The organism is Sulfurimonas sp. (assembly GCF_023229105.1).
Lineage (GTDB): Bacteria > Campylobacterota > Campylobacteria > Campylobacterales > Sulfurimonadaceae > Sulfurimonas.
Genome location: NZ_JALNZY010000069.1, coordinates 1 through 10,271, shown reverse-complemented (window position 1 = coordinate 10,271; position 10,271 = coordinate 1). Strand labels below are relative to the sequence as shown.

The following is a 10,271-nucleotide window of genomic DNA, read 5'->3' as shown; positions in this document are numbered from 1 at the left end:
AGAGGAGCTTATTAAAACCGAGAGCATCATAACAGATAAGATTTTGCTTGATGAAGAGTTTATGAGAAACGTAAAAGTTGACGGCTTTTCAGATAAAAGAATTGCGCAACTTATAACTAAAAACTCAAATGTAAATGTTTGCGAAGATGATGTTTACAAGGCTAAAAAATCTCTAGGCGTAAACCTAGAGTACAATGAAGTTGACACCTGTGCGGCAGAGTTTGAAGCGCTTACTCCATATCTATACTCAACAACAAATATAACAAGACTTCCAAATGTTAAAAACAGAGTAAGCGAAAATAAAAAAGTGCTTATTTTAGGCGGCGGTCCAAACAGAATCGGTCAAGGTATTGAGTTTGACTACTGCTGTGTTCATGCTGCATTTGCGCTTAAAGAGATGGGCATTGAGACTATCATGTACAACTGTAATCCAGAGACAGTCTCAACTGATTATGACACCTCTGATGTTCTTTACTTTGAGCCGATTGATTTTGAGCATGTAAGAGAGGTTATCGAGAATGAGCAGCCAGATGGAATAATTGTTCACTTTGGTGGGCAGACACCTCTAAAACTCGCAGATGCACTAACTAAGATTGGAGCAAAAATTGCGGGAACGCCTTCACATGTTATAGATTTGGCAGAGGATAGAGAGCAATTTTCAAACTTTGTAAACCAACATGGTTTAAAGCAGCCTTTAAATGGTCTTGCACGCACAAAAGAGGAGTCTTATGTGATTGCACAAAGACTTGGCTACCCTGTGCTTGTACGCCCCTCATTTGTTCTTGGCGGGCGCGGTATGCGAATAGTTTACAGCGAAGATGAGCTAAAACAGTATATGGATTTTGCGGTATCAGTTTCAAACAATGCGCCTGTTTTAATCGATAAGTTTTTAGATCAGGCTATTGAGCTTGATGTTGATGCTATCTGTGATGGCGTGGATGTCTATATAGGCTCAGTTATGCAGCATATCGAAGAGGCGGGTATCCACTCGGGGGACAGCGCATGTTCACTTCCTCCGGTTAACTTATCAAAAGAGATGATTGACAAAGTTGAGCAGCAGACAAAAACCATCGCTTTGGGGCTTGGGGTTCGCGGGCTTATGAATGTCCAGTATGCAATATATCAGGATGAGATTTATCTTATCGAGGTAAATCCGAGAGCTTCAAGAACTGTTCCTTTTGTAAGTAAAGCTACGGGAATGCCTCTAGCAAAAGTTGCTACTCGTGTTATGGTGGGAGAGACTCTAAGAAGTGCTTTGGAATATTATGACAAATACAACATTGTTATGGAGGAGAATGGACTCTTAAAGCCTCGTCTAAAAGGACACATCTCTGTTAAAGAAGCAGTTTTCCCGTTTCATAAACTCTACGGCGCAGATTTAGTTCTAGGGCCTGAGATGAAATCAACCGGCGAAGTTATGGGCATAAGCTCAAACTTCGGTATCAGTTTTGCAAAAGCACAAATTGCGGCAGGCAATAAAATAGTAAGGGAGGGAACCTGTTTTCTCTCTTTTGTAGATACCGACAAAAAACATGCTCCGGAGATTGCAAGCGGTCTTCATAGACACGGCTTTACCCTCGTTGCAACAAAGGGCACACAAGCCGTTATAGAAGCAGCAGGAATCCCTTGCGAAGTGGTTTTAAAAATCTCAGAAGGTCGTCCAAACATAGAAGACAGCATGAAAAACGATGCTATTCATATGGCGATTAACACGTCTGATAATAACACAAGCAAAAAAGATGCGATTGTTATCCGTCAAGAAGTTCTTAAGAGAAATATTCCTTACTTTACGACTATGAGTGCTGCAAGAGCACTTATTTTAGCCCTTGATGAAATGAAAGATGATTCATGGTCAAACGCTAAAGCGCTACAAGATTTTCTCGCATAGTGATGCCTGTAATACTCACTCAAACCGACACTACAGTCGGTTTTTTGTCGCAAGATGCGCAAAAACTCTACGAGATAAAATCCCGTCCTCAAACAAAACCTTTTATAAAAGTTTACAAAGACTTTAAAAGCTTTCTTGAAGATGGAAATAGAGTTGAAAAAAAGAGAAAAAATCTAGTTCGCCGCTCAAAAAAAACCACTTTTATCCTAAATAATTTCTCATTTAGAGTTGCAAAAATCGCACTTGATTCACAGATACTAAGAGAGACTCCTTGGTTTTACTCAACTTCGGCAAATAAAAGTGCTGAGAGCTTCAATAGAGATTTTTGTGAATCAAAAGCTGATATAATAGTAGAAAATTGGAACTCTTTGAGTGAAAAAGATGCGTCCTCACTTATAAAAATAAACTCTTTAAAAAGGAAAAAATTAAGATGAACAAGGCACTACAAGCGTTTTTTACGGGTATGTTTATAACTTTTATTTTGGATTTTTTTCTCTTTTTGGGGATTTTACTCAATTATATAAATTTTTATAACATTGACCTCTACTACAATATTTTGTTTGCGGACAATCAAAACGGCTATCTATTTTTTGGCTTAACACTTATTTTAGGCTACATTGTCGTGTACCTAAATAATAATAAAATCAGTCTCTTTATCATAGGCGTACTCTCTTTTCTTGTGCTATTAACACTTTTTCACCCTATCGGCAATAGCATCGGGGAGTTCATGTTTATGAAAAAAGAGACTATTTTAGAGACTTCTAAAAGAACTTACAACGGTGATATTCTCTATGAAGGTAGGGAACAGATTACTTTTTATGAGCATAATCTCAATAAAATTATTAAAATAAGCAAAAAGGATTTAAAGAAGTGAGACATATTTCTTCTCTGGCAAACGGAGTTGCACTTGGAAGTGCCGGTTTAGTTATGATGAGCGCCCTTAGCGGATGTTCTTCTCAAGAGCAGCGGGAGCCGCAAAATAGATATTTAGTTATAGAGCAGCAAGCAAACGGAAAATATATTATAGTCGAAGAGATGCCAACAGAGGGTCCAAGCAGAGCAATAATCCGAGAAAAAGATGAAAACGGCAACCCCGTTGAGCGTTTTATGAATGAAGCTGAGATGAAACTTTTGGCAGAACAGGAGTACAAAAAGGTTCAAGAGGGAACGTCTGAGACACTCTCAAGTAGTGATAGCAGTGCAGGAATGGGTTTAGCCGGAACTATCCTTGCAGTTGCGGCGGGCTCACTTTTAGGCAATATGATAGGTAATGCTCTGATGAACAACAAAAACTTTGCTTCAAAATCATCTTCTGTAAACAAAAGTGCTTACAGTCGCTCCGCTGCTGCCAAAGCATCAAACGCTTCGGGCAAAAAAAGCTTTTTTGGCAGCTCCACCTCCTCAACGTCAAGAACTTCTACGTATGGAGGTTGATGTTGATTAAATTAAGAAAAATAAAACCTCTTAAAACCCAGCAGCTAGAAAAGCTTGGCTTTACATGGCATACAGATAGTGACAGTAGCAGATATATAAGCAACAGTTTGGTAAAGATTACGCAAGAAGAAGCTGAAGCTTACTATGAGGCTGTAAACGAACTTTATGACATGTATGCCGAAGCTACTGAGTATGTTATACAAAACAACCTCTTTTTTGAGATAGGAATCCCTTTTAATCTTATAGATGCTATTAAAAAGAGTTGGGAAAATGATGTCCATTGGCATATTTACGGTAGATTTGATCTAGCAGGCGGCTTGGATAACAAACCCATAAAACTTCTTGAATTTAATGCAGATACACCAACATCTCTGTTTGAAACCGCACTTCTGCAGTGGGCACTTTTAAAAGAAAACTCTCTAGATGAAGAGCGCCAGTTTAACAATGTTTACGATGCAATAAGAGAGAACTTTAAACGCCTTATTACACTTTTTGAGGATACAGAACTCTTTGATGAAAGATATGACGGCTGGAAAATACTCTTCTCAAGCGTTCATGGCAATGACGAGGAGGAAGCAACAACAAAACTGCTTCAGCAAATTGCAACAGATGCCGGTTTTTACACCGGTTTTGAGTATCTTCAAAATGTAAAGTTTGATGAGGAGGGCATCTATGATAGAGACGACAATAAATACGAATACTGGTTTAAGCTCTACCCTTGGGAAGATATAGCAACTGACGAGCCTGAACTTGCAACAACTCTAAGCAATATCATGCAAAATCAAAATGCCATAATCTTAAATCCGGCATATACACTGCTTTTTCAATCAAAAGGAATGCTGAAGATTTTATATGATCTGTTTCCTGATTCGCCTTATCTTCTAAAGAGCTCCTTTGAGCCTCTAGAAGGGATTAAACAAGTACAAAAGCCTGTTTTTGGCAGAGAAGGTGCAAACATAAAGATAGTTGATGCCAACGGAAGTGTATTAAGCAAGCAAGATGGTCCTTATGATAACTATAAAAAAGTTTATCAAGAGTATGTAGAATTAAACATGGATGAGAACAAAGAGAAGTATCAAGCAGGAGTTTTCTTTGCTTATGAAGCTTGCGGTCTTAGCTTTAGAAAAGGTGGCGAAATACTGAACAACATGAGCAAATTTGTAGGGCATGAAATAGAGTAGTTTTACAAGAGTATTGCCTTGAAAAAGGTAAACTTAAGTGCCACTTAGCGTGGCTAAATAAGCTTATATAGCCTCACTTTTGGGTATTTTTTGCCGCCTTAAGCTTCTGTTTTAGGATACTCTTTCCAGCCTCAACTCCGGGCTGGTCATACGCATTTATGTGCATAAATTTAGCACAAACTGATGTTAAGAGCTCATACTCATACATAAGACTTGCAATAGATTTCTCGCTTATGCTGTCTATGGTTAGCACATCACACGGGATATCATTAAGGTTGTTAATAGACTCAATAGTTGCATCTGCTTGTTTATTTATAAGAGCTGAGAACTCTATACTGTCGATATAATCTAGCTCCTCAAAACCATCAAGTTTTATATGCGGAATCTTTAAGTGGTTATAAAAATCATGAACCTTTATAACTGTTACCGTCTTGTCTCGTCTGCCCTCAACTATAAGTTGTAAAAAGGAGTGTTGATCAATAGGACCGATGATTCCTATAGGAGTAAGTCCCTGTCTCGTGCTATTGATATCAACCTTGCCTAAACTCTCTCCCCATAGTTGAATATACCATTGATTAAAACCATCCAATCTTGAGGAGTAGGAAAAGACGACATTGATATTAAAATTGTTTTTATATTCTACGAAAAATCTTGCTTTTTTAAGAACTCTCTCGTATGTCTTTGTTTTATTGAAAAATGAGTCATGTATATCTTTAGCACCTAATAAAAGAGCATCAATATCTATCCCCACAATGGCAAGCGGAACTAAACCCACCGCACTAAAAACAGAGAATCTTCCGCCTACATTTTTTGCTATATCAAAGCTCTTTATACTATTTATTTTTGCGTATTCATGTAGCTTAGAGTCATTTTCCGTTATGACAAGCGTATTGTTTTTATCACATGTAACAAGAGAGTGAATATATTTAAAGATAGAGATAGTCTCTATGGTAGTACCGGATTTTGAGATAACGATAAAAAGAGTATCTTCTAAATCGATATTTTCTAACTTTGATTTTATATCTATAGGGTCGGTTGTTTCTAAAAAAAAGAGTTTTTTACTCAATTTTTTTGAGTGTTTTAAAAACTTATATATAGCGTAAGTACCGAGAGTGCTTCCGCCTATGCCTATTATGATTATGTTTTTTTGCTTGAGAGATTTTGCGTACTCTTTATACTCTGAAGTATCGCTAAATACAAGATTATAGTACCCTACATAATCCTTCTCTTTTACAATTTGGTTAAAAATATCCTCATCTGAGAGAGCCGGGTTAAAGTTATGTTGATAGTTCATTTTTCATCCCTTGCTTTTATTATAAAAATAGTTCGTGGCCTCTACAAAGCCATCCACACTTCCACAATCAAATCTTTTACCTTGAAACTTATAAGCAATTACTCTACCCTCTTTTGCCTGAGTTAAAAGAGCATCTGTTATCTGAATCTCCCCGCCTTTTCCGGGTTTTGTCTCTCTTAAGATATCAAAAATATCAGGTGTGAGTATATACCTTCCGATAATTGCAAGGTTTGAAGGGGCATTTTTAGGGTCTGGTTTTTCTACCATATTCGCTACCCTGATAACGCCATCCTCCTCCATGTTACCCGCTATGATACCGTATTTATTGCTATCTTCCGGCGGTATCTCTTCAACTGCTATAATTGAGCAGCGATACTTCTCATAAAGTTTTACCATCTGGGTAAGGACTGAATCTATATTATTGTCACATAAATCATCAGCTAAAATAACAGCAAAAGGCTCATCCCCGATAAGTGTCTCGCCGCAAAGTATCGCATGTCCGAGCCCCTTCATCTCAATCTGCCTCGTATATGAGAAGGTACATCTTGTAATAACGGCTCTAATCTCTGTTAAATAGTGCTCTTTGGATGTCCCTTTTATCTGATGCTCAAGCTCATAGGAGATATCAAAGTGATCCTCTATGGCTCGTTTTCCCCGACCCGTAACAATCGCCATCGTATCAATTCCCGCACTTATGGCCTCTTCGACACCATACTGCAAAAGTGGTTTTGTAAGTACAGGAAGCATCTCTTTTGGAATCGCTTTTGTAGCTGGAAGAAACCTTGTTCCGTATCCTGCGGCAGGGAAAAGGCATTTAGAAATTTTTGTTCTGTCTTTTGGCATTTTTCACTCCTGAAAACTTCTAATTTTTTATATATTCTATCTAATCACACCACAATAAAGGTTAAACTTTTAATCTGTACACTTTTGCCTGCGGAGTCATAATAACCTCTTCAAAGAGAGTTTTATCATACTCCTCTAAGAGCATCAACTGTACATAGAGCGAGTTATATGTTTTTTCATCAACGACTAAAAAAGTGTTAAAACTTGACATATATATAACCGTTATATTCTCTGCGGGGTTTGACACCTGTATATCTTTTGAAAATTTCATGTTCTGACTATAAGATGTTTGAACAAATCTCTTTACAGGCATTTTTCGATTATTTATAGTTATTGTAGCATTTTGCGTATCAAACAAAATTCCATATCCGAGATTTATAATATTTTGCTCTTGTTTAAACATTTTTGAGACATAAAAAAGTGAACGCTCCTTCATCTTGGCGTTCATAAGATTTATGTTTGAGAACATCTCAACCGTAGGGTAGATATCCAACATTCTGTATGGCAGATAGAGGTAGATATCTCTTGTTTTGTCCGGAAGCTTTATATCTGTCTGCAGTGAGAGCAAAAAATCATTCGTATCACTAAATCCATAATCCTTTGTCATCTGCTCTATGTTTGAGAATATCGTTAGATTTTTATCTCTAATCAGCTCCTTATTATCTTCTTTAAACTTAAAGGTTTTCTCCGTGTATTCAACATCAAGTCTTGCCATTTTTGCCGATACATCTTGAGGATTTGTAAGTATGAAACTCACAGGAAAGTTTACGGCTCCACTGTGCTTTCCCCCATCGATGAGTGTTTTAACATCACTGTAGTATCGCAGGGGATAGCCGTAATCCCACCAGGAGACTACATAATCTTCTCTACCAGCTCTGTTTTTTAAAGTGTCTAATATTTCAACCTCATCCGCATTAAATACCGTAGGAACCATGTACTCTTGAACATGAGCTATATTTGGATATAAAATAGCCATACTTAACGCAGTAATAGTTAGAAATTTCAACCTTTTTGTCGGCATATAGCGCGCTGCTTCAGTAATCAAAAAAGCAGCTCCAAAAGCCAAAACAGGAACCGCATAGATAGTAAAGCGAAGCCCTCCGACATACGCTAAAAATCCAAGACCGATAAGAGGAAGCCCAAAGAGCATGATTTTGTGTCTGTACGCCAAATAGATAAATCCTCCAACCGAAGCAACAAATGTAACTACATGTCCGCTTATGCGGTTTGTAAACATCTCAAAGGATATGTGTCCCGCTTCTTTAACAGTCTGCATAACTGAGTAAAAGTGGAGTTTCAATCCCTCCTCGCCAACACTCACAGCATCTTTAAAAACATACCCTTTTAAATTACCCCAAATAGGGTTAAACCCGCCTGATGCAAAAAAGATGAGTATCGACGCACCCAAAATATAGTAGATATATTTGTCAAAGCGTTTTTGCTTATAAATATAAAAGATTCCCAAAACCAAAACGAGTCTTATATATCCCTCAACTCCAATCATAGCAAGCATCATGATTGCTAAAAGTTTATAGTTGTAGGTATTTTTTCTATCCCAGATAAGAGCATAAAGAAGTATAAGAGCAAAAAATGAGAACTCTAGCGAGTAACTTTGCGGATACCACCATCTGTATATCAAAATATCAATAGCCGTGATAATGAGATACTTATCTTCATTTGTTTTAATCGCCCAGATAATCGACCATAGCAAGAACATAGGAAGCACTATATTTAACATGTCGGTATCATAATATCCAATCATTGTCCTGTTATAATAACTCCAACCGATACTTGCCAAAAGTGCCGCTATTAGCCCCATATTTAGATTGTCCAGATTTTTGGCGATTAATATTATAGGAATGACTATAAGCGAACTTAAAAAGACCGGCATAAACAGAATCAAGCTCTCAAAAGAAAAAGGCAAAACAAATGCAAGAAGTGCCGTTAATTGCGAAGTAGCAGAGGTTATCGGCGAGAGGTCGTTTGCTTGAGAAATACCGCTTAAAATATCTCTTGCTCCCTCAGCCCAATAGTAACCATCATTGGTGTTTATCATAAACTCGGAGTTAAACTTAAAAGCCTCATAGTTGGCAAACTGGTAAAACCAAATCATCCTCACAGCTACTGAAAATGAAAATGCAACTGCTATATAAAGCAGTGTTAATTTTGTCTCTTTTTTTAAATTATTCAAGTTTATATCTCTGCAATTTTATTTTGTACTCATTAGATTCTATTATTTTATCATATTTAATAGCACCCTTTAAAAGAAGGGTATATTTCTGCACTAAAGTTTCTATAACAGCATCTTTTTTATCTTTTGGTAACGCCAAATCAAGCAATTTCTCTAAAGCTCTTACTCTAAATCTGTCCATTCCCCAATGTTTTGCACTCAGCTGATCATCGCATCCGCCATATTTTATACAAAGAGTCTCTGCTATCAAGCCAATTTCATTTTGCAGAGAAACTCTAAGCCACATATCATAATCTTCGCAAACTTCTAAGCTCTCATCAAAGTATCCAACATACGTAAAAATTTCTTTTTTCATAAATGCCGCCGAGGGGGCGATGATACAATGCGAAAGACACTTTATAAAGATATCTCCGCCAAATTTATGAAATTTTTTAGGCACCTTTACTTCAAGAGCATCTCTAATCCACTTCTCATTCGTATAACTCATATGCACCTTGGGATAATTTTTATGAAACTCTGCGTGATGCTTTAATTTATCTACATGCCATTCATCATCAGAGTCTAAAAATGCAATCCACTCGCATGTAGAGTTTTTTATGCCCAGATTTCTAGCACTTGATACGCCTGAATTTTTTTGATAAGAATATTTTATATTTGGAAAAAGGTTTTTGATTTGTGAAGTTTTATCCGTAGAGCCATCATCTATAATGATGACCTCTTTTGGTTTAAGTGTTTGAGTATAGACGGAGTTTAAAGCCCTTTTTAACGCATCATATCGGTTATATGTGGGAATTACAACCGATATGTCCATGCATTACCAGACTTTAATTTCGTTGTAGATGCTGTCTCTCTCTACAGGAATAAATCCGCTATTTTTTATAAGTGCCGTGAACTCTTCTAGCTTCACACCGTTTGCACTCTTGGCGCCCGCTGCAGAGTTTATGGACTCCTTTTCTATAGTACCATCTAAATCATTTGCGCCAAACTCTTGAGCCACAAGAGCAAGATTTACCGTTGAAGTTACCCAGTACGCTTTTAGATTTGGCACATTATCCAAAACTATGCGACTAACTGCCATAGTTTTTAAAATCTCGTTTGCAGTTATTGGCTCTTTTATATTTAGATAGTTGTTCTCAGTCTGATATACAAGAGGGATAAAGCAGTTAAAACCGCCTGTTTTATCTTGAAGCTCTCTAATTCTCATCATGTGGTCTATTCGGTTTGCTCTGTTTTCTACATGTCCAAAGAGCATAGTAACATTACTTTTTTTGCCTCTCTCATGCCACTTTCTATGAATCTCAAACCACTGATCAGAGGTTACTTTGCCTTTGCAGATATAATCACGCACCTTCTCATCAAATATCTCCGCTCCGCCTCCAGGCATTGAATCCACGCCATTTTCAACCATCAAATCGAGTACCTCATCATAGCTTTTACCAT

General features: G+C 37.3%; 10 protein-coding genes. 5 read left to right on the top strand and 5 right to left on the bottom strand.

The window, feature by feature from the left end; all coding sequences use genetic code 11:
* From carB to M0Q17_RS08945, 5 genes are all read left to right on the top strand, one after another.
* A partial coding sequence (gene carB / locus M0Q17_RS08965) for a carbamoyl-phosphate synthase large subunit (protein WP_295086079.1) occupies positions 1 to 1,888 on the top strand: 1,888 nt, incomplete at its 5' end.
* Positions 1,889 to 1,890: 2 nt separating this feature from the next.
* Positions 1,891 to 2,322, top strand: coding sequence for a Sua5/YciO/YrdC/YwlC family protein (locus M0Q17_RS08960; RefSeq protein ID WP_295086078.1), 432 nt, complete (start codon positions 1,891 to 1,893; stop codon positions 2,320 to 2,322).
* On the top strand, positions 2,319 to 2,762 hold the full coding sequence (locus tag M0Q17_RS08955) for a hypothetical protein (protein WP_295086077.1): 444 nt from the start codon (positions 2,319 to 2,321) through the stop codon (positions 2,760 to 2,762). Before M0Q17_RS08960 ends, M0Q17_RS08955 begins: the two co-directional genes overlap by 4 nt.
* Positions 2,759 to 3,322, top strand: coding sequence for a hypothetical protein (locus M0Q17_RS08950; RefSeq protein ID WP_295086075.1), 564 nt, complete (start codon positions 2,759 to 2,761; stop codon positions 3,320 to 3,322). Before M0Q17_RS08955 ends, M0Q17_RS08950 begins: the two co-directional genes overlap by 4 nt.
* 2 nt (positions 3,323 to 3,324) lie before the next feature.
* A complete protein-coding gene (locus M0Q17_RS08945) occupies positions 3,325 to 4,503 on the top strand; it encodes a glutathionylspermidine synthase family protein (protein ID WP_295086080.1) in 1,179 nt (392 codons plus the stop codon).
* Between the two features lie 73 nt (positions 4,504 to 4,576).
* Here M0Q17_RS08945 and M0Q17_RS08940 read toward each other — a convergent pair whose 3' ends face one another.
* The 5 genes from M0Q17_RS08940 to M0Q17_RS08920 all read right to left on the bottom strand — a co-directional run.
* Positions 4,577 to 5,797, bottom strand: a complete 1,221-nt coding sequence (locus tag M0Q17_RS08940) for a glucose-6-phosphate isomerase (RefSeq protein WP_295086073.1) — start codon at positions 5,795 to 5,797, stop codon at positions 4,577 to 4,579.
* A 3-nt stretch (positions 5,798 to 5,800) separates the two neighbouring features.
* Positions 5,801 to 6,640 (bottom strand): UTP--glucose-1-phosphate uridylyltransferase GalU, encoded by an 840-nt coding sequence (galU, locus tag M0Q17_RS08935; RefSeq protein WP_295086072.1) that lies wholly within the window; start codon positions 6,638 to 6,640, stop codon positions 5,801 to 5,803.
* A gap of 61 nt (positions 6,641 to 6,701) precedes the next feature.
* On the bottom strand, positions 6,702 to 8,831 hold the full coding sequence (locus tag M0Q17_RS08930) for an STT3 domain-containing protein (RefSeq protein WP_295086070.1): 2,130 nt from the start codon (positions 8,829 to 8,831) through the stop codon (positions 6,702 to 6,704).
* A complete protein-coding gene (locus M0Q17_RS08925; RefSeq protein WP_295086068.1) occupies positions 8,824 to 9,642 on the bottom strand; it encodes a glycosyltransferase family A protein in 819 nt (272 codons plus the stop codon). The genes M0Q17_RS08930 and M0Q17_RS08925 overlap by 8 nt, the downstream gene beginning before the upstream one ends.
* A 3-nt stretch (positions 9,643 to 9,645) precedes the next feature.
* Positions 9,646 to 10,271 (bottom strand): radical SAM protein (locus tag M0Q17_RS08920; protein WP_366835252.1); only part of this gene is annotated, 626 nt, incomplete at its 5' end.

Bases quoted from the DNA above. Each gene is read 5' to 3' on its own strand.
- M0Q17_RS08960 (WP_295086078.1), top strand. From the start codon at position 1,891: ATGCCTGTAATACTCACTCAAACCGACACTACAGTCGGTTTTTTGTCG.
- M0Q17_RS08955 (WP_295086077.1), top strand. From the start codon at position 2,319: ATGAACAAGGCACTACAAGCGTTTTTTACGGGTATGTTTATAACTTTT.
- M0Q17_RS08940 (WP_295086073.1), bottom strand. From the start codon at position 5,797: ATGAACTATCAACATAACTTTAACCCGGCTCTCTCAGATGAGGATATT.
- galU (WP_295086072.1), bottom strand. From the start codon at position 6,640: ATGCCAAAAGACAGAACAAAAATTTCTAAATGCCTTTTCCCTGCCGCA.
- M0Q17_RS08925 (WP_295086068.1), bottom strand. From the start codon at position 9,642: ATGGACATATCGGTTGTAATTCCCACATATAACCGATATGATGCGTTA.